This is a genomic window from Blastopirellula marina (genome assembly GCF_002967765.1).
Taxonomy (GTDB): Bacteria; Planctomycetota; Planctomycetia; order Pirellulales; family Pirellulaceae; genus Bremerella; species Bremerella marina_A.
The window spans coordinates 368,600-388,558 of the sequence record NZ_PUHY01000014.1 but is presented as its reverse complement, the minus strand read 5'-3'; the positions used below and the strand labels follow the sequence as shown (position 1 = coordinate 388,558).

At 54.7% G+C, this 19,959-nt stretch carries 12 protein-coding genes; 6 read left to right on the top strand and 6 right to left on the bottom strand.

Annotated elements, in window-relative coordinates:
* Positions 1 to 33 precede the first annotated feature (33 nt).
* Positions 34 to 2,433 carry a PSD1 and planctomycete cytochrome C domain-containing protein gene (locus C5Y83_RS24260; RefSeq protein ID WP_233207348.1) on the bottom strand — a complete coding sequence of 800 codons (2,400 nt, stop codon included), beginning with the start codon at positions 2,431 to 2,433 and terminating at the stop codon, positions 34 to 36.
* 451 nt (positions 2,434 to 2,884) lie between these two features.
* On the opposite strand from C5Y83_RS24260, the gene C5Y83_RS24255 reads away from it, so the two are divergent.
* The 3 genes from C5Y83_RS24255 to C5Y83_RS24245 all read left to right on the top strand — a co-directional run bounded on the left by C5Y83_RS24255 (position 2,885) and on the right by C5Y83_RS24245 (position 7,949).
* The gene (locus C5Y83_RS24255) at positions 2,885 to 4,057 is read left to right on the top strand and encodes a XylR family transcriptional regulator (RefSeq protein WP_105332381.1); all 1,173 of its coding nucleotides are present in this window, start codon (positions 2,885 to 2,887) and stop codon (positions 4,055 to 4,057) included.
* Between the two features lie 168 nt (positions 4,058 to 4,225).
* Positions 4,226 to 5,749, top strand: a complete 1,524-nt coding sequence (locus C5Y83_RS24250; protein ID WP_105332380.1) for a carboxypeptidase-like regulatory domain-containing protein — start codon at positions 4,226 to 4,228, stop codon at positions 5,747 to 5,749.
* A 121-nt stretch (positions 5,750 to 5,870) separates the two neighbouring features.
* Positions 5,871 to 7,949, top strand: coding sequence for a carboxypeptidase-like regulatory domain-containing protein (locus C5Y83_RS24245; protein ID WP_158262500.1), 2,079 nt, complete (start codon positions 5,871 to 5,873; stop codon positions 7,947 to 7,949).
* A 472-nt stretch (positions 7,950 to 8,421) separates the two neighbouring features.
* Here C5Y83_RS24245 and C5Y83_RS24240 read toward each other — a convergent pair whose 3' ends face one another.
* Entirely contained in the window at positions 8,422 to 8,955 is a 534-nt protein-coding gene (locus tag C5Y83_RS24240; protein WP_105332378.1) for a VanZ family protein, read from the bottom strand.
* A 159-nt stretch (positions 8,956 to 9,114) separates the two neighbouring features.
* Between C5Y83_RS24240 and C5Y83_RS24235 the strand changes: the two genes are divergently transcribed.
* The gene (locus C5Y83_RS24235; RefSeq protein ID WP_105332450.1) at positions 9,115 to 9,840 is read left to right on the top strand and encodes an SGNH/GDSL hydrolase family protein; all 726 of its coding nucleotides are present in this window, start codon (positions 9,115 to 9,117) and stop codon (positions 9,838 to 9,840) included.
* Here the strand turns inward: C5Y83_RS24235 and C5Y83_RS24230 are convergent, their stop codons facing one another.
* A complete protein-coding gene (locus tag C5Y83_RS24230) occupies positions 9,841 to 10,719 on the bottom strand; it encodes a glycerophosphodiester phosphodiesterase (protein ID WP_105332377.1) in 879 nt (292 codons plus the stop codon).
* 262 nt (positions 10,720 to 10,981) lie between these two features.
* On the opposite strand from C5Y83_RS24230, the gene C5Y83_RS24225 reads away from it, so the two are divergent.
* The gene (locus tag C5Y83_RS24225; protein WP_105332376.1) at positions 10,982 to 13,279 is read left to right on the top strand and encodes a hypothetical protein; all 2,298 of its coding nucleotides are present in this window, start codon (positions 10,982 to 10,984) and stop codon (positions 13,277 to 13,279) included.
* A gap of 127 nt (positions 13,280 to 13,406) precedes the next feature.
* On the top strand, positions 13,407 to 16,121 hold the full coding sequence (locus C5Y83_RS24220) for a tetratricopeptide repeat protein (RefSeq protein WP_105332375.1): 2,715 nt from the start codon (positions 13,407 to 13,409) through the stop codon (positions 16,119 to 16,121).
* A gap of 1 nt (position 16,122) precedes the next feature.
* On the opposite strand, the gene C5Y83_RS24215 is transcribed toward C5Y83_RS24220, so the two are convergent.
* The 3 genes from C5Y83_RS24215 to C5Y83_RS24205 form a co-directional block, all read right to left on the bottom strand.
* Positions 16,123 to 17,214: a VWA domain-containing protein gene (locus C5Y83_RS24215; RefSeq protein WP_105332374.1), complete on the bottom strand. Its 1,092-nt coding sequence runs from the start codon at positions 17,212 to 17,214 to the stop codon at positions 16,123 to 16,125.
* Positions 17,215 to 17,484: 270 nt separating this feature from the next.
* Positions 17,485 to 17,928, bottom strand: a complete 444-nt coding sequence (locus tag C5Y83_RS24210; protein WP_146117909.1) for a hypothetical protein — start codon at positions 17,926 to 17,928, stop codon at positions 17,485 to 17,487.
* A 130-nt stretch (positions 17,929 to 18,058) separates the two neighbouring features.
* Positions 18,059 to 19,777 carry a methyl-accepting chemotaxis protein gene (locus C5Y83_RS24205; RefSeq protein ID WP_105332372.1) on the bottom strand — a complete coding sequence of 573 codons (1,719 nt, stop codon included), beginning with the start codon at positions 19,775 to 19,777 and terminating at the stop codon, positions 18,059 to 18,061.
* Between the last annotated feature and the right edge of the window lie 182 nt (positions 19,778 to 19,959).

Here is a 19,959-nt window from a genome sequence, read left to right as displayed (position 1 = left end):
AAAACCCGACAATCGACAAGGCAACTGCCGCGTCTAGTCCAGGAAGAAAAATTCATTCAAGTTGATCAGCATCAGGCAGTACAAATCGAATGCCCGATTGTCATCCAATCCGTGGTCTTTCTTGAGGTCGTTGATCAGCGACATCGCTATCTTGACGTCGCTTTCCTGTGCTTCACGAGCCAAAGCGAATTGAACCGCTTCGCGAACTTGATCTTCCATTGCAGTGGCACCGGTCTCGCGGACCCGCTTGGCAAGCTCTTCCGCTTGCTGGTTAGCGAAGGCCCCATTGATCATGCCCAACGCTTGGGCGGGCTGCGTTGTGACGAAACGTTCTTCGCACGCGGCGTCCGTCTCAGGGAAGTCGAAGCTCGACAAAATCGGCGTCAGCAGCGATCGCTTCACGTGGATGTAAATTGCTCGACGGGCCTGTTCTTCGTAGGACGAATTGCCCCAACCGTCGCCCGGCTTCGACTGACCCGCCATGACTTCGTCCGAGATTTTCGGATAGAAACCGTGACCGAACATTTTTTCGTTCAGACGACCGTTGACGGCCAAGATCGAGTCGCGAACTTCTTCCGCCGTTAGACGACGCGTGTTGAAACGCCACATCAGATCGTTTCCAGGATCTTGGGCGAGCCCCTTCTCCTGACCGCCCGACGACATCTGATAGGTCGCCGAAGTCATCATCAGCTTTTGCATGTGCTTGATGTCCCAACCGCTCGCGACAAACTCATTTGCCAACCAGTCCAGCAGTTCGGGATGGGTCGGTGGCGTTCCGAGTTGGCCGAAGTTGCTCGAAGAACGGACGATCCCGCGACCGAACTGGAACTGCCAGAGGCGATTCACCATGACGCGAGCCGTCATCAAGTTTTCTTCTGAAGCAATCCACTTAGCCAGCACCAGGCGGCGACCCGAGGTTTCTTGCTCTTCCGACGGAGTCGGGATCGTTGGTCGAGGAGCGTTGAAGAACTTCGGGAAGCCCGGTTCAACGACGTCGCCCGGGACGTGCGGGTTACCACGCATCATGATGGTGGTTTCTGGAGGAACTTTGTCGCTCTTGTTGATCGCCATGGCGAACTCACGAGCGGGCAGGTACTTCTCGCGGTCCTTGATTCCGGCCAGCTCCCGCTTAAGGGCGTCGTATTCCGAAGCATCGTTTGGCACGAGTTCCGCAATTTTGGAATCGACCATTTCGCGACGACGATCTCGGTTGCGTTCCTTACGAATAGCCTTACGTTCTTCGGCTGGCAGCTTACCAATCGCCGAGGCGACGATCTCGTTGAGACGTCCTTCCACGGCTTGCAGTTCTTTCTGATAGTTCTCGTGAGCGGAAATCACCTCGGGCGAGGAAATCTCTTTCTGGCTATAAGAAACATCTCCTCGCGTACCGTATGGCTTCATTCCGCGGAAGAACGAAAGGAACTCGTAGTAATTGGCCTGGGAGATTGGGTCAATTTTATGATCGTGGCACCGTGCGCAATTCACCGTGATACCCAGGAAGGCCTTACCGGTGGTGGCGACCAGATCGTCGTACTGATCGTAAACGTGCAGTAGCGGATCTGCCGGTTCGTCGTCCCACAGACCGAGTCGATAGTAACCAGTCGCGATGATCGTCTCCGGTGTCGGCGACTCAATCTCGTCGCCAGCGAGCTGCTCGATGACGAATTGATCGTACGGCTTATTTTCGTTGAACGCCCGGATGACGTAATCGCGATACTTCCAAGCGTTCGGCTTCACGCCATCGCGCTCGTAGCTATTCGTCTCCGCGAAACGAACCAAGTCGAGCCAGTGCCGGCCCCACTTTTCGCCGTAATGATCCGAAGCCAGCAGCTTGTCGATCAACTTACTGTATGCGTCAGGCGATTCATCCGCCTCGAAGGCTTCAATGTCTTCCTTCGTTGGCGGCAGACCGGTCAGGTTGTAGTAGGCCCGACGAATGAGCGTTCGCTTCGAGGCCTGTGGATTGGGTTCAAGCCCGGCATCTTCCAGGCGTGCCAGAATGAAGTTGTCGATGTCATTCTTTACCCAACCTTCATGCTTCACTTTCGGCGGGGTTGGGTGGGTCAGCGGCTCGAATGCCCAGTGACCTTGGTACTTGGCCCCTTCACGGATCCAAGTTTTAAGAACTTCCACGTCTTCTGCGCTAACAGCATCCCCTTCGGGGGGCATCTTCTCGAATTCGTCATGCGAGGTAATTCGCCGAATGAGTTCGCTTTCCTCCGGGCTGCCGGGAACAATCGCAATTTCGCCCGAATCCGCTTCCCCCGTCGCGACCTCGCGCTCGTCGAGTCGCAGACTACCCTCCTGGTCGGCTGGGCCGTGACAAGAAAAGCACTTCTTCGCCAGGATCGGCTTAACGTCCCGGTTGAACTTAACCGTCGATTGCGACTCGTCCTGAGCCAGACCAGTCCCCACAAACGTCGCTGAAGCCATGCAGGCGCAGACGATGATCAGAGACCGCTTCGCGACAGATAAATAGAACATATGCAACAACTTAAGGCAGGAAGTGAACAGGCAGGTCCATCTCTCACAGAACATCGTCCTGAGAGACTTCACGTTATTTCAGAGAAGCTTTAGTGCATCATCCTATCTATTTTTGCGCTGAAGCCTGGGGGAATCAATGAGATTTCCCGAAAACCTTTTGAGAGCCTTTTCTTATCGCAAACGAGAATGCGTTTTGTGACAGCAAAGTGTTTCAATCGCGACGAGCCTGAAGCAGTTTTCCCCTAGAAATATCACCATCCAGACGACGCAAAACTGCGAAAAGAATTTCTGGAAAAAAATGATCCACCGTTTGACATGTGATTGCTTTTGAGAATCGTTTCGTCTCATAATAGGCTTTCCTTTCAGCAACCAACCTCATCTTGTACTGAGCCTCTTTTCCATGCAACGCCGTCGAGTCATGCTCATCGTTGAGACTTCGCTTGTTTACGGGCGCGAAGTTCTTCGTGGAATCAATCGTTACGTGGTTGCGAACGAGCCCTGGTCGATGTTTGTCGATCTCCGTGAGCTGGCATATCGCCCCCCAGCATGGCTAGAAAACTGGGACGGGGACGGTATCATCACGCGTAGTACGACCCCCAGCTTGGCGGAACAGCTAAAGGCCTGGAACATTCCCACCGTCGACTTGACCGATATCTACGGTGACCAAGGTCTTCCGCACATTGGTACCGATCACGAAGCGGTGGGACGCATGGGGGCGGCACACCTTTTAGAACGTGGATTCCGCTATTTCGCTTTCTGCGGTTTCAGCGGCCACAACTGGTCAACCCGTAGATATCAGGGCTTCAAAGAAGCAATCGAGAAATCTGGAAGCCAGGTCGAATTGCTGGAAGGACCTTGGGATTCGTCTTCGGCCCTGACGTGGGAGCAACAGCAAGCTCAGCTGTGTGATTGGCTCCGCGAACTGCCGCGCCCCATCGGGATTATGGCCTGCAATGATATGCGCGGCCAGCACGTACTCGACGCATGCCGTCGTATCAATCAAGCCGTGCCGGAAGAAGTCGCCGTGGTGGGTGTCGACAACGACGAACTGGTCTGTGAATTGTGCGATCCGCCTCTTTCCAGCGTAATGCCCAATCCGCAGCGAATCGGCTTTGAAGCAGCCGCCCTGCTCGATCGCCTGATGAAAGGGGAACAACCGACGCAGATGAGCAAGCTGGTTGAACCGCTTGGCATCGTCACCCGTCAATCGACCGACGTCCTGGCGATTGAAGATCCGCTGGTCGCCTCCGCGGTGAAGTACATTCGCCAACATGCATGCGACGGGATCTCTGTGGTCGACGTGCTGCAACACGTGCCGGTCTCGCGGAGCATCCTCGAACGCCGCTTCCGTAAGTTTATCGGCCGCAGTCCACAATCCGAAATCCGCAACGTGCAGCTCAAACGCGTGAAGCAACTCCTCCGCGAAACCGATCTCCCCTTAGAACGCATCGCCGGCCTCTCAGGCTACGATCACCCGGAATATATGAGCGTGGTCTTCAAACGAGAACTCGGCCAGACCCCTGGCCAGTACCGCACACAAAACGTGAAGGGCGCGTCACGCCGCTTCCGATAGTGCTGGCGCGACATCAGCAACAAAGCATCTGATGATGCACTTCGGCCAGAAAACACTCGCTTCCCACTGTCAGCACTTCTATATTGCTTTCCGTACCTTCCCTCTTGTTAGCGAGTGAAAGGTAATCGACAAGCATTCTGGCATTTTGAAATTGAAGGGAGTCAAGCCGTGTACCGGATTCTTGCCCTTGCTTTGCTCGTTGTTCTTTCCGGCGTCACGGTCGGTCGTTCTCAGCAGCCAGAAATTGGCTTTCAAAACCGTCCAGTTAAGGGACTCGTCGTTGACCAGCAGAATCAGCCAGTGGCGGATGTTGCTGTGCGATGTTTAGCGAGAGGTGAATTCTTTGAGACGAAAACCGATGCCAACGGGCGGTTCGAGCTTACCTTCGATGCAATGGGCTTCCATGACAAAGCCATCCTTGCGGAAGACGCACAAGGGAAGCGTATGGGAATTGCTATCAAAGATTTCTTTGTCGCGACGTTTCCTGGTAAGCATCTGACCATCACACTCGAACCAACCACGGAGATGCCGGTTGTCGTCCTGGATGCCAAAGGAGATCCGGTTGGTGCCGCCGATGTTTGTGCCTTGTTTGGTCGGTGGCCGGATGCGAATTCGCAGCCGATCATGTCGACGAAAACCAACTTCGATGGGAAAGCAACATTGCGTTGGCCGAAAAACGAACCGCCGCGAATGCTCTATGCCTTTAAACCGAATGTCGGTTTTGAATACCGCACGGTCTTTTCCGACTTCGATAAGACCGAAGTCGCTGACTGGCTCAATAAGGCCCCTATCACCTTGAAGTTTGCCGAATCACAGACGCTCCAATTGCAGTTCGTCGACAGCGATGCCAACCCGATCGAAGGGATTGAAGTCAAACCTTGGCTAATCGTCAAACCGGACGAACGTTATCCGTTCGGTTTCAAACCGGCACCAACCCTCTTTCAAGCGACGAGCGACGCGGAAGGTTTTGCTGTCTTCTTTGGCTTCCCAAAATGGAAAACCGATAAGATCACCTTTTACTCCAAAGGGACCGGTTTTTATACTCCGCCGATTCAATTCGTTCCGCAGGATCATCCCAACGGCCTTATGCGGGTGGAACTCGAGCGACTCGTCAAAGTATCCGGTCGAGCATCCTACCCGAGCGGCGCAGCAGGCTCGAACCTGTCCATTCAAGCATCGGGCGTGGGTTACGGCTATGACAGCGTATCGATGACGGCAACCACCAACGAACGTGGAGAATTCGAGCTAAACCTGCCACCCAATCGTCACTATGCTCTCGCCGCCGCAGGAGAGAACTGGGTATCGCCGCTCGTCGACGGCATCATCGTTCAGCCCGATACTCCCATCTCCGATTTACTTATCGAGGCCTGTCCGACGACACGCGTCTATGGCCGCGTGATGAATGAATCTGACAACAAGCCGGTCGCAAACCGAAGTATCAGCTTGAAACGAGTTGGGCGTGGCCTTGATGAACTGCCAGCCGACGCACTACCCAATCCCGATCGGCTCGAATCGGATGCGGCGCCGTTCACTCAGTACCAAACATCGACCAACGAAGGAGGCTATTACGAGTTTCTTGTCGGCCCTGGCTCGTACGAGATTTCCATCTGGCCCGATCTCGCCAAGAAATCGTTTCAAGTCGAGACATCAAAGGATTTGGAAATCGATCTGAAAAGCCCCCAACAGCAATAGCGAAACTTGCGCGCCGCGTGAGCATCTCGGCACGATGACGATTTCCTCGCTTCGGACTTGTTCCATCGGTATACTGCTATCTGCGCGGGCTACTTGTTCCCCCTCTCTGAACGAGCGTCGGATGGATTTCGTCATCGGTTTTTCTCGAAACCAGTTTGTCACACTGGTCGCTTGGCTGGCGGCATGTTTGCCGGTTGTTGCCGCTGCAGAACAACCGCGCGTTTCGCTATCTGGCCAGGTGCTGGACAAGCAAAACCAACCGGTCGCCAACATCACCGTGCGAAGCATGGCCTATAAAGATGTCGATCAGACGGTGACCGATGCCGAGGGGAAATTCACAGTTCGCGTTGAGGAAAACCGCCTGAATCATTTGGGGATCGTGGCGAACGATTTTTCCGGGAATCGGATGGGGCTGTTCACTTCACGGTACGACGCCCCACCGTCACCCGACGACCCGATTACCATCTCACTCGAAGCGTGCACCGAGCTGCCGGTCGAAGTCTTCAACGCTGCCGGCGAACCGGAAGTGGAGGTGATCGTCGGGGGGATGATCGCGAGTCATCCGGTGACAACAACGGTTACCAATGAAGAAGGGCGTGCGACGCTACGTTGGCCGGAAAGCCGGATACCCAACATTCTATATGCCTTGAAACCACAAGTTGGATTCGATTATCGCATCGTCACCAGCCCCCGCGATAAAACGCATCAGGCCGATTGGCTGAAGAGCCCTCCGGTGTCGTTTCAATTAGCTCCTGCCCAGACGATTCAGGTTCGACTGGTCGACTATCAAGACAATCCAGTGGTTGGCGGTAAGTTGTATCCCTGGCTGTTCAACAAGCCGGGTGAACCCGATAGCTTCAACCTTTCGTTCGCCCCGCATCTCTTTATGGAATCGACCAACTCGCAGGGCATCGCCACGTTTCGTGGGATTCCTAATTGGAAACCATACACATTCGTGTTTTGGCCCTCATCGAAAGATTTGACGCATACCCGCATCGAGTTCGATACGGAGAAGCAAGCGGGCGAAGTCTTGACCGTTCAGGTCGATCGACTGATCCCTGCCACCGGCCAGGTTCGTGACGAACAAGGCAATCCAATTGCCGGAGTAACCGTCGCGGCCATTGGATCGGGGACTTCCAACGTGAACAATCAGCGTCACCAAACGAAGACCGACAGCGATGGCAAGTTTGAATTGATGCTCGCCCCCGATCACCTTTATTCATTCGCGATCCGCAGCGAGAAGTGGGCAGCGCCCCTTTTAGAAGGGATCATCACGCTGCCCGAAAAGCCGATAGAAAACCTGACCATCGCCGTGCGTCCCGCCACACATCTATCGGGGCGATTAACCGTCGGCCCCGAAGCCACACCCATAGCCGACGAACAAATTCGTTTACGCCAAGAAGCCCGCAACTCGTCGGAGTTTCCCAGCGAGATTCGCCCCAACCCAGGCAATGGCCTGCATTTCAGCTCACCGTATCATTATCTTCACGCGACCACCGACCAAGATGGCAAGTACGAGTTTTTCGTCGGACCGGGCAAGTATTTCCTTATCGGTCCGTCGCCACTGGAGTGGCAAGAGCTGGAAGTCTTTGCCCAGCCCGAGGTGCATTTTGATCTCCATGCCCCACGTAAAGAGACCGGTCCCTTTTCCGGCAAAGTGGTGACCGGGGATCCGCCACGACCTGTCCCCAACGTCACGGTCCACGGCATTTATCGGGCCTCACTCAGTGTTGGCGACTTAAAACTCGAAGCGGACGAGAATGGTAAATTTGCCGGAACCCGCCAACTGCGCCGAACCGTGCTTTTCGCCGAATCGGAAGATGGCCAGTTGGCCGGAATGCTCGAGATAGGCCCCGAAGTGGATGAAGTAGTGATTCCTCTCAAGCCGGTAGGATCGGCGGAAGGTCGCCTGATTGATCATGTCACCCGCATCCCTCTGGCTAATCGCGAGATTGTGTGGGGACGCAAGGTTCCTGTCGGCGACGACAATGCCCCTTGGCGAACGGCTTGGGGCGGCAAGACGACGACCAACGAGAACGGCGAATTCAAAATCACGGGACTCGTCCTCGGCGAAACTTATGTGATCAACATGACGCTCAGTGAAAGCAGTTGGCGAGGTATTCATGAAGTCCGGCGGACGACGCCCAAGCCAGCCAATCTCGGTGACCTTCCCGATCGAGTGCCGCGCGAAAATCGTTAATCACACGCGAACCTGATTCCGGCAAGGTTGTCTCTCCTGTTAACGCTGCAGCGAAGGAGCTTCTTAGTGGGTTCGATTCCCAGCGGCGTCACTGACCGACCAACTGCCGATTTGGACTACATTCGTCTGTTAAACGAAAGCTGTTCCGTCTAAGTCATCGCTTCGTTGGAAGGTCGCTTTACAGCTCAACTGCCTGTTCTGGAATCCATGACGGCCTTAAAGTAGCGATGCCCGGGCGACCGGCTAGTGAATGGCGCTGGAGTCTCTTGTAGATGAAGGGGCCCGTCAACGGTTTGTGAGTCTTCGCACAGATACGGACGGCCGATGTTCGATGAGGTTTGCATTGCCGAACGAATAGGGGCGACCAACGGAAGCTCCAGAGTTTTCGGCGACACGCTTGCTCTTGTTCAGCTTGCGTGAGCAGACATCAAAAAAGACAATTCTGGGCAAACCTTCGTTGAGCCAATTTTCATCATCTAACCTGGTTGGGCAGGGAGATCGAAGACGCTGCTCCCTCCTCGGCAGATCTCCTTCGTGATCTCACAATCAGAATCACGGTCGTCGTCAGCACGCCCAGCGAATCGATCAACACGTCAGTGACGTTACCATGACGATCTGGTATGAACGTCTGATGCCACTCGTCGCCTGCAGCATACATGAAGCCAAGTAGCATCGCCACCAAAATGCTCCACTGCCCCGACTTGGGGAAACATGCCTTGGTTCCCCAAGCCAGGAACAACGTTAGCAAGGCAAATTCGGTGAAGTGCCAGCCTTTGACGATTGTGAACCACCAGATTCCCCAAAAGATGCGAAACTCTGCCATCTTCGCTGTATCGATCAGCCCCCAATCCTCGACCAGGGCGAAGAACTCGTGCGGCCGAATCACGTAGCACGAGGTCACAAAGATCGAAGCGGCCCAGATCACGGCAATCGCCAGCCACCACCACCGGCCCAATCGACTTGAACCATGGTCTTGGCTAGATGCCTGCTCTGCTGCTTCTTTCATCCTCACGTCCTTGGCTTACGGTGCATTTCCGACAGAGACGAAACGGACACCCTGTTGGATTTCGAGTCGACGATTTTTGACGTGAATTCCTCGTTGCGTTCGTTTAAGATCGAAGCATCTCCTTTCACTCTCCCACCAACACTGCTTCCGAGACAGCCCATGCACAAGCTTCTGTTGACGGCCACCGCTCTGGTCTTGTTCGCCTCCTCCCCTGCTCTGGCCGAAGAAAAGAAAGGGGTTTGGGCGATTGATCCAGATCCTTCCCTCCCCAACGTGTTGATCCTTGGCGATTCCATTTCGATCGGCTACACGCTACAAGTTCGTAAGGCGTTGGAAGGCAAGGCGAACGTCTTTCGCCCCCACACGGCCGACGGCTCCAAGCCCGAGAATTGTTCTGGCACGACGAAAGGTGTCGAGTCCATCGATCGCTGGCTGGGCGATCGCAAATGGGACGTAATTCACTTCAACTGGGGACTGCACGACTTGAAACATGTCACCGAACCGGGTGGGAATAAAGTCTCGAAAAACGCCGACGATCCCGTTCAGGCAAATGTCGAACAATACGCTGCCAACTTAGAACAGATCGTCAAGAAGCTGGAAGCGACCGGGGCGACACTCATCTTCGCCACCACGACGCCCGTTCCCGAAGGAACCAGTGGCGTACTGCGCGAGCCAGAATCGCCGCCGAAGTACAATGCCGCCGCCCTAAAGATCATGCAGGCACACAACATCGATGTCGACGATTTGTTCGCGTTCTGCGAGCCGCGTCTGGCCGAACTGCAGCGGCCGAAGAATGTTCACTTTACCGACAAAGGTTCGCAAGCCCTTGCCGATCAGGTAAGCGCTGTGATCGAGAAGGCGCTTACCAAGAAGTCGTCGAAGTAGTCACTGTTTGCCGCGGAACTCTTTCACGGCGGCGACGGTAACTTCCGGATAATCGGTCGCAAATGACTCGACGCCCAGTTCCAAGAGTCGCCCATATGCCGCTTGGTCCTGGCATTCCCAGGGCAGCACCTGAAACACAATGCCTTTCTCCTTCAGTTCCTGACCAACCTGCTTCAGGAACTTGGTGGAGGGAGTGAAAGGATCTTCGCTGTTCAAATCGCCCACCCGCACGTGAATTTGCAGGTGCGTGATACCTTCGAAGTCAGCAGCCCGCACATCGGCCAACTTCTTGGTCAAGCTCTCTTCGCTTCCCCCGTTCCAAAGCAGTGTCAGCGAGCCAGGCACACGCTTCTTCCACTCTCGAATCAATTCGGGATGCGTCGTGGTGTAAATCACCTGCGATGTGACGCCGTACTTGTCGATCAGCTGTACCAACTGATCTTGATCGGCCGTCTTGATATCAAGATACAGCAGCCGCTCAGGCCGACCCTTCATGGCAGCAAAAATCGACTCGAGCGTCGGTACCTTCTGACCTGCGAACTCCTTGCCGCGGAACGAGCCCACTTCCAGTTGCAACACATCTTCCGCTGGCAGCTTCTCGACGGACGCCTTCTTTTCCGCATCGCTCACATTGCTGACCACGCGGGCCAGGTTCGCATCGTGGAAGCACACGATTTCGCCATCCGAAGTCGTTCGCAAGTCAGCTTCTGGCGTGACTCCGATGCTCCAGGTGTACTCAAATGCTTCCAGGGTGTTCTCTGGCTTGGCGATCCCAGCCCCGCGATGGGCTTGAATGTGAAACGGCTTTTCCTCGGCGGAAACGAAGGAAACAGCAACTAAACTGAAAACTGCGCCAAGGAACCAACGTCGCTGGATCATGTTACGCCTAATCCGAAGATTGAAGTTGTAGGTATTGGATGTGTCTCTTTCTAGGTAGCCGCCCGTGCGGCGTCAACCAGCAAGGACGTTCGAAACTCAGTTCACAGTTCGCTTCCTCAAAGCGGCGCGAAAACTTCACACAAGTACGAGTGCCATGCGATTGTGGCTTCCCTCCGTAAGTGGCAAAACGTTGACTTACTGCGCAATTCACGGGAAGATAGGCCACCCGCCAGATTCACTTCCCTCCCATAAAGTTCACACCATGACGCACACGCGAATCGTTCTATTGCTGCTTGGCTGCTTCCTGGCATTTGGTCCGGTCCATGCGGATGGTCTGCCAGTTGTTTCCAGCAAGCCGCCGGTCCCTATTGATCATTTCCCCGATGCGCTGCACGCGGTGGTCTGGCGGAACTGGAGCCTCGTCTCGGCGGAGCGTCTCGCCGATGTCCTAGAGACAACGCCTGAGAATATCCAGCAGATCGCTACGTCGATGGGCCTGCCAGCCGATCCGCAGGTCGCGTCCGAAATGGAATCGCGTGGTTACATTACTCTGGTCCGCCGCAACTGGCACTTGCTGCCGTATGAACAGCTTCTCAAGCTGCTGCAAATCGACGAAGAACAATTCGCGCATCGCCTCCGCGAGGATGACTTTCTGTTGATCAAGCTCGGCAACATGAAACCCAATTGCCCGCCGGTTCGCTACACCGAACCCACTTCCACGGCCAAAGCGCGCGCCGCCGAGATCAAGCAAACCGTTGACCGATACTTCGGCGAACAGCTCAAGCAACCAGAAGAGCAGCGGTTTCATTTCATCGAGGAGTTGAGCCAGATCGATCCCGCTTCGGAGAAAAGCCCGCCTCCGAAGTACGATCCCGAGCATCCAAGATTTATCTACTCGTACTTCGCGATGTTCGGCGATCCGCTGAGTGATCCAAAGCTCGATCCATTTCCCGATGGGTTGTTGGCTCGCCTGCAACAACGTGGTGTAAACGGAGTTTGGCTGCACGTCGTGCTGCGAGATCTGGCTCCCCCTTCGGCTGACTTCCCGGAGTTCGGCGAGGGGCATCGCGAACGCTTGAAGAACCTTGAGAAAATGGTCGAGCGTGCCAAGAAGTACGGAATCGACGTCTATCTTTACATGAACGAACCGCGTGCAATGCCGGAATCGTTCTTTGCGAACCGCCCAGCGATGAAAGGTGTGCCTGATCCAGGCTCGCCGGTTCCCTACTTCGCGATGTGCACCAGTCATCCGAAAGTTCGAGGATGGGTCAGTGATAGCCTTGCCTACATCTTCGAGCGTGTGCCGAATCTGGGAGGTGTGTTCACGATTACCGCCTCCGAGAATTTAACCAACTGCAGTTCGAAGTTCACGCAATCAGCTTGCGTCCATTGTAAAGACCGTGCCCCCTCGGACATTCTGGTCGAAATCAACGAAGCGATCGCGGAAGGTGTTCATCGCTCGGCACCCGATGCCAAAGTAATCGCCTGGGACTGGGGATGGGCGCGGCATGGCGATGCCAGTGATACCGTGGCTAAATTGCCCAAGTCCATTTGGTTGATGTCGGTCAGCGAGTGGAAACTGCCAATCGAACGGGGCGGCGTGAAAGCGGTGATCGGTGAATACTCGATTTCCGCCGTCGGTCCTGGCCCCCGCGCGACGAAGCATTGGCAAGTTGCGCAGCAGCATGGATTACATACGCTGGCCAAAGTGCAGTTCAACATCACGTGGGAAATCGCCGCCGTACCGTACGTGCCCGTGATGAACCTGATCGCGCAGCATAATGCAAACCTCGCTGAAGCGAACCTCGACGGGCAAATGCTCAGCTGGTCGCTGGGTGGTTACCCTTCACCCAACTTGGAGTTGGCCCGCCTATTCGCCGAAAACCCCGGCCTGACCGTCGATCAAGCACTAGATATGCTGGCGAAAAGCACCTACGGCGAAGCAGGCGCCGCCGAGGCGAAGCAAGCCTGGCAACACTTCAGCGATGGTTACGCCGAGTACCCGTACAGCAGTTCTGGCATGTATACCGGTCCGCAACATATTGGCCCAGCGAATCTGCTGTACGCCAAGCCGACCGGTTATTCTCCCGGCATGGTCTGCTTCCCCTACGACGGGCTGAATCGTTGGAGTTCACCTTTCCCGCCCGAAGTTTACGCAGCGCAGTTTCAGAAGATCGCCGATGGCTTTGCACAAGGATGCTTCCACTTGGAAGCCGCCGCGAAGGCTGCTCCGGCCGATAAACAAGGTTTTGCCGCCGATGACTTAAGCGTGGCCCGCGCGGCGCAGTTGCATTTTGCCAGTGTCGCCCAACAAGCCCGCTACATCCTTGCTCGCGACAAGTTGGCCAACGCCACAACGCCGGAGGAGAAACAGCAGTGGCAGGAAAAAGTGCAACGAGAATTATCGCAAGAGATCGAGTCAGCGGTTCGCCTCTACCCGGTTGTCGCTGCGGATTCACGTATTGGTTACGAAGCGTCGAATCATTATTTCTACGTACCGCAAGATCTAATCGAAAAGGTGATCAGCTGCGAACATTTGCAACATCAGTTCGCTCCATAACGCGACTAGGCAACTTTTTTTCCTAGCCTTGCCTAGAGTCGAAGTTTCCACTCGGTCTATAATCGGTCCGATCACCCCCCTGCGAGCGGAACTCGCTAGTACCTTAGACCTAAATTGATGTGCACTCATGGATCGACCTGCAAGAAAAGGGCTCGGCGCTCTGGCCGACTTGGCGATTAATTTTCACCAAACGCAATCTCAAGAAGGGGAAATTGAGAAGCAAACCAAGATTCTCGCCGATCCTGATATCGACGCGAAAGCGCGAAATCTGGCGTTGTTCGACCGCGGCTATGCTTATCTGATCGCTGATAAGAACGATTTAGCCGTCGCGGATTTTACGGCGCTGATCGAATCCGGCCAGGAATCAGAAGAGGAACACGCCGAGACGCTTTACAATCGAGCACGCGCGTTTTGGAATCTTCAGGACTTGGCGCGAGAACGAGACGATTTGCTCGCGTTAACACAGCTATCCGCGGCACCTGCCGAACTGGTGGCCCGTGCTCATATCCAGCTCGGCTACAGTTATGGCGAGTTAGAAGATGCCGAAAACGAAGCCGTCCACTACAACGCCGCCTACGAGGTGCAAGGTGCGCCGGAACACGTTCGGTACGACGCCAAGATCCGCCTCGCTCGTGCATTCAATTCGCAGTCGCGTTTCGAGGAGACCGAGCAACTTTTAACTTGGCTCCTTTCCCAAGACGACGTCCCGCATGCCCAGCGGATCGAAGCGTTGCATTCGTACTCGGTGGCACTCGATCGCATGGATCGGCCAGAAGATGCGATCCTCAATTATACCACCATCATCCGCATGCCGGAGGCAAACAACTTCGATCGCTCGGAAGCGTACTATTGGCGGGGGCATCTCTACAACCATGTCGATCGCTTGGATGAAGCCGTCCGTGATTTCTCAGCGATTTTGCGAATGGAAGGGCTCGATCCATGGACGATGGCCCGGGCCCTGTTTGAACGCGCTTGCGTATTTGGTCGTTGGGATCGCATCGACGAAGAACTGGCCGACTTAACCAAGCTGATCGATCTGCGATACGACCCGCTTGATCCGCGGGTTGAGCTGTTCAAAATTCGAGCCCGCGCGCGACGTGGTTATTCCCTCAAACAGCGCGAACAATTCGAGGAAGCCTTGGAGGACTTTGCCATCGTGCTGGCATGCGAGGTGCTTACCCCGTATCAGCGCGGCGATGCCCTGGTCGATCGAGGTTCGACCCTGGCTATGGCTGGACGCTATGCCGAAGCAATCGAAGACTTCGATGCCGTCTTGGCCATGGACGACCTCCCAGAAGCCTCGGCAAGTATCTTGGTGCCGGATGCCCTGTGGTACAAATCACTGGCCCTGGCTGACTCCGACAATTTGGAAGAGGCAATCGAGACGCAAACCAAGCTGCTGGAGATATCGGACATCTCGAACGGAATGCGGCTGAACGCCTTGAATCGTCGCGGGATTAATCGAAATCGACTGAATCTACTCGATGAAGCTCAAGCTGATTTTGAAAAGGTATTCACCGACGCCGAAGCGAGCGACTGGCAGCGTGCCTATTCCCTGACTTGCTACGGCGAGATTTGTTTACAACAAGGTGAGGCTTCTACAGCGCTCACGTACCTGAAGCGGGCCGCCGAGGCGGAAGATATTCCGAACAACCACCGCGCACGTATCTGCTGGTTCGAAGGCCAGGCACACGTCCGGGAGAAAGACTGGGACGCGGCCATCGATGCCTACACTCGCGGGTTAGCCTTCGACGAGATCTCTCCCTACATGCGAAACAGTCTGCACGAGGAGCGAGCTTCGATCTACAGTGACCTGGGTCAATACGACGCCGCGATCGCCGACTACGAGGCAGCAATGACCGTCGAGGGGATCGATGGAGAAACGATCGCCGAATCAACCTACGCGTTGGGTAATGCCTATTACGCGTTGAAGAAGTACGAACAGGCCCAGCAATATTACTCCCAAGTGTTGAACTCGGAGGAGGCTTCGACGGCTTACATTATCCTGGCAATGTACGCCCACGCGATCTCACACGATCGCCTTGAACGTTACGACTTGGCGATCGCCGAGTACCAGCAGCTTGTCGCCCGCGAGGATGTTGTTGGCGAGGACGAGGCGGACTACCTCTACTCCCTCGCGCATACCTACGGTAAGGCCAAGGACTACGAGAACTCGGAGGCGACCTACCAAAAGGTGATCGCCCATGAAGCGGCCGACCCGATTCTCAAGGCAAAAACGATCATCAATTCGGCGATCGACTACCAACGGCAGCATCGCTTCAAGGAGGCGATCGCCCGCTTCGGTGTTGCTCTTGAGCACAACCAAGGCCCTGACGGTTGGTTCGCTCGGTGTCACTGTAACATTGCGACTTGCTACTACCATCTCAGACAGTTCGAGAAAGTAATCGAGTCGACCGAAATCGCGCTCGCCGAAGAGCACATCGAAGACAGCGATTATGCGGAATCGTTCTTCTATTACGGAGTGGCCCTGGCTTACCTGGGGCGATTTGACGAAGCGATATCCCAGCATGAAAAGACACTTACACTCGAATACGAGGATGCTGAGGAGCAGTCCGAAGTCTACCTATATCGCGGAATCACCTACAAAGTGATGCAGAAGTGGAACGAAGCACTCGCCGATTTCCAAAAGGGAATCGATATCGCCGACGCGAATTCCGAGCAGCACGCCGTTGGGTTACGCCATCAAGGAGAAGTCTTATTGCGACAAGGCAAGCCAGCCGAAGCGAAGCAGGCATTACAAGCCGCGCTTGAGCTAGAGAAGCTGCCACCGCAAGACATCCGCGAAGCCGAGGCATTGCTGAAGGAAATCGAGCCGTCTTAAGCTACGGCAATTTAATGCCCCAGATCCCTTCTCGCCTCTTATGATTCGGGATCGGACCGTTTCTTCGCAGTTGTTCCACACCTTGCGGCGTGATGCCGACGTCCCGGTACGAACCGCCATGTTTCTCAGCAATCGCGGCAAATCGCCGCGCGTCCGAGGCTTTTACGTGCATACCCAACGTGTAGATAGTAACCCCCGGCGTTGGCGTCGAGATCAACGCGTAATCGGCCGCGTCCGTAAAACCGCCGTCGCCTAAGATATAGATCAAGTCAGGCTTCATCTCCAGCGCTAACCGAATCGCCTCTCGGCCATTGGTGAAATTGCAGATGTGGATCGTCTTGAGCCACTCGCGAACTTTCTCTTTGTTCTCGCCGGTGGCGTCGATCATCTCGTCCGCTGTATCGGGATAGAACAGAGGATAGGCCGTGTCGCTGTAGAAGATGATGTAAAACTCTTGCGTCGGCGACAGCTTGCGAACTGCCTTCTCTAATTCAATGAGCGCTGTCTCCATTCGACCGCCCGACATGCTGATTGAATTATCGACCAGGAAGCAGATTCGCTTGCCTGTGGCACCGGTACCAAAAAACTTAGCGGCATTGCCAATGCCATCACCCAGCCCAGAGATTTCGCTCATTAAACCTTCAGGATCCATCCCGGCAAAATCGACTTGGTCCGCTTCCAGCATTTCGTCAGCCGGGATTGCCTCGCCCAGCACATTCGGATCGAGCTCGATCTCAGGTGTCTCAAACGATTCCGATAGCAGCTGCGGGGCCGCGGCTTGAAAATCCATCTCCTCCAGTTCTGGCTCAAGTTCCAATTCCATCTCGACCAGTTCTTCCGCAACCGGTTCGTCGGTTGCCGTCAGATTCAACACTTTGGAAGGAGGAAGCGGGGCAAGGGTGGCCATCACCAGCGCAGTCACGCCCAGTGAATGAATCAAAAGACTGATCAGCCACGCTGGCATGTTCCAAATAGAAGCGAGTTTCAACCAGCCAGCCGCCGCAGCGACCATCCCCAAGCGCGCATCGACATCCTCTGCGTGACGTGTCGCTTCGGCTTGGTTCGCCGATGAATTTGTCGGTTGCTCGGACATCGCCTGAAAATCTCCGGACCAAACTCGGTGATTGGAACTCCGTGGTTAGGTCGACCTGTCTCCGTGGGAACAGAGGTTTCGCGAGATGAGCTACTTCCTATTCGGTTCATTGTAGGCGAGTTGCCTGCACTTTCCGAATCAATTCTCTCGGCGAACTTCTCACGAGAGGTGATTGAGCAACATTCAGGCCGTTTACCGGGCGTTTAAGAAAAAAAAACGTTTCCGATCTGTCGTACAGGAAACTTGGTTGGGAACCGCGATGGCGATGTCCTAAGAACCATCTGTTTTCTCTTCGACAGCGCGAACCAGGGTCGTGCCCAAGTAACTCGATCCGGTTGGATTTCCGGCGGGCTCCGAGATCAAGGTGATTCTTTCGCCTTGCCATTTCCAAACGAGCCCCTTCATCCGCATATCTTCTGGCTCCTTAACTACCAGTCGATCGCCTTCCCGCAAATAGATACCGTCGAACACCGAACCCCGCGATAACAACAGAAATCGATTCTCCTCGAGATAAGTCAACTTAACATCTCGCTCGTGGCCGAGCGGCAATGTCGCATTCCAAGTCCCCTCCAGTTGGCTAGGGTCTGAGAAGCCTTTGCCAAAATGACCCGCCAGGTAAACACAGACCAGCGTCATCAAAAGCAGCAACGTACGGACGCTGAACTGGAACCAAGAACGTTTCGATTGGCTTGCAAGCAATTCTTCTTCCATCATTGATCCTCCCGTTCAAGAATGCACCCTTAGGTTCTATCACGTTGGTTGCCGTAATTCACCAATGAAATAGGGGCACCGCAATTTAATTGCGGTGCCCCTATTTGTGTTCGTCGTTTCTTGAATGGAGAGCTTACGACACGCGGAACTGAGCCAGCAGCGTGTTCAAGTCGTCGGCGATCCGCTGGACGTCCGCCCCAGAACGGCGGGTGCAAGTTGCTCCACTGGCAGTCTGCTGCGCGGCAAGATCGACGGCGTGCATACTGCTGCGAATTCCTTCGCTAGCCTCAGCCGACTTGGTCACACCATCGCTAATTTCGCTGACGGCAGTCGTCGTTTGGTTGATATGATCGGCAATCGACTGGGTCGTTGCATTCTGCTCTTGAATCGCCGCCGCGATCATCGTCGAGACATCATTCACCTTCGCAATGTGCTGACCGACATCGTTGATCGAACGAGTCGTCTTTTGCGTCGCCAATTGAATGGCATCGATCCGAGCACGAATTCCATCGGTGGCCGAGGCTGCCTGACGTGCGAGCTCTTTCACTTCGTTTGCCACAATGCTGAAACCTTTGCCAGCCTCGCCCGCTCGGGCCGCTTCGATGGTCGCGTTCAGGGCCAACAAGTTGGTTTGCTCGGCAATGTCTTCAATCGTTTCAATCACGCGATTGATCTCTTGGGCCGCACTCCCTAGCTCGACAATGCTCGCATTGCTTTCCTCAAGTTCCCGGGCAGCTTCGCCTGCAACGACCGAGGCTTGTTCGGTATTGCCAGAAATCTCGTTAATACATGTCGCAAGTTCTTCAATCGCGCTGGCCACCGAAGCGATGTTCATTTGCATCGACTGGGTCGACTTCGAGGCAATCGACATCCGACTAACCATTTGCTCCGCTTCCGAAACGACGAACGCCGATCGGCTGGTGGTATTGTCGGCATGCTCAGAAAGCTCTTCGGCGGTGCCAGAAAGTTCGGATGAAGAATCAACCAAAACCAAGGCATTCTCGCCGACGCGAATCATGACCGCTTGCATTTGATCGACAAACTTGTTGAACCAAGTCGACAGCTCGCCGATTTCATCGTTTCGTTCGACCGGCAGCCGGCGAGTCAGGTCTCCTTCGGCCTTCGCGATCTCGGCCAGTAGCCGCGAAACCTTCCGCAAGGGACCGACGACCAGCATCACAATGAAAGGACATGGGACCAAAGCCAACACGGCTCCGGATACCATCGCCACACGGGAACGAGCGGCAACTTCTTCAGATGATTCGATCCGCTGTTTGAACAGTTCGGTCGTGGCGTCGGCGACAAGATCGATGCCTGATTCCAACTCGTGAATCGGCTCTTTGAACGGCTCCATCGCTTGGTTCGCCGCTTGAGGCGTCCAATCGGTGTCGGCGATCGCTTTGTCGGCAACCGACAATACGCCTTGCATGTATTGATTATGTAATTGGACCAGCGCACCAGCTACGTCTTTGACCTCTGGCGCGAAACGAGGATCCTCGCTGATGGTTTGCTGCATGCTTTGCAGTAAGACTTGGATTTCGGCCTGCTTCTCTTTCAGCTTTGGCAAGTACTTTTCGACTTGTTTCTCGGGATTCCCAATATTGAGGAACAAGTCCTTTTCGTACCGGCGATGTTGCAGCATCAAATTCTTGATGTTTTGCGCGTCGCTATAGATTTGCTTGTCAGCCGCGATGTATCCCATCTCGGCTTCCAAGTTACTCAGCCCCGAGTACCCCAGGTAACAAGCGAACGAAGTCAGGAGAAAGATGACGACAAAACCGCCAATAAGCTTCGTGCTAATACGTAACGAGTTCATCCGCTGGATGAACGAACCAACCACCGACTTCTTCATGACTTGCCCCTATTCAACGTCTTTCCCATTGCACCCCGTTGGGCGAAATGACAATGAAACGTAGGGCATCTGAATTGCCAGTTTGCTTCTTTACACAACTTTCATGAATGAAAATCTGCTCTTTCCCCTGCAACCGCTACAAAACGAACCGGTGCCGACCAATCGCTACAGTCTCATCCACA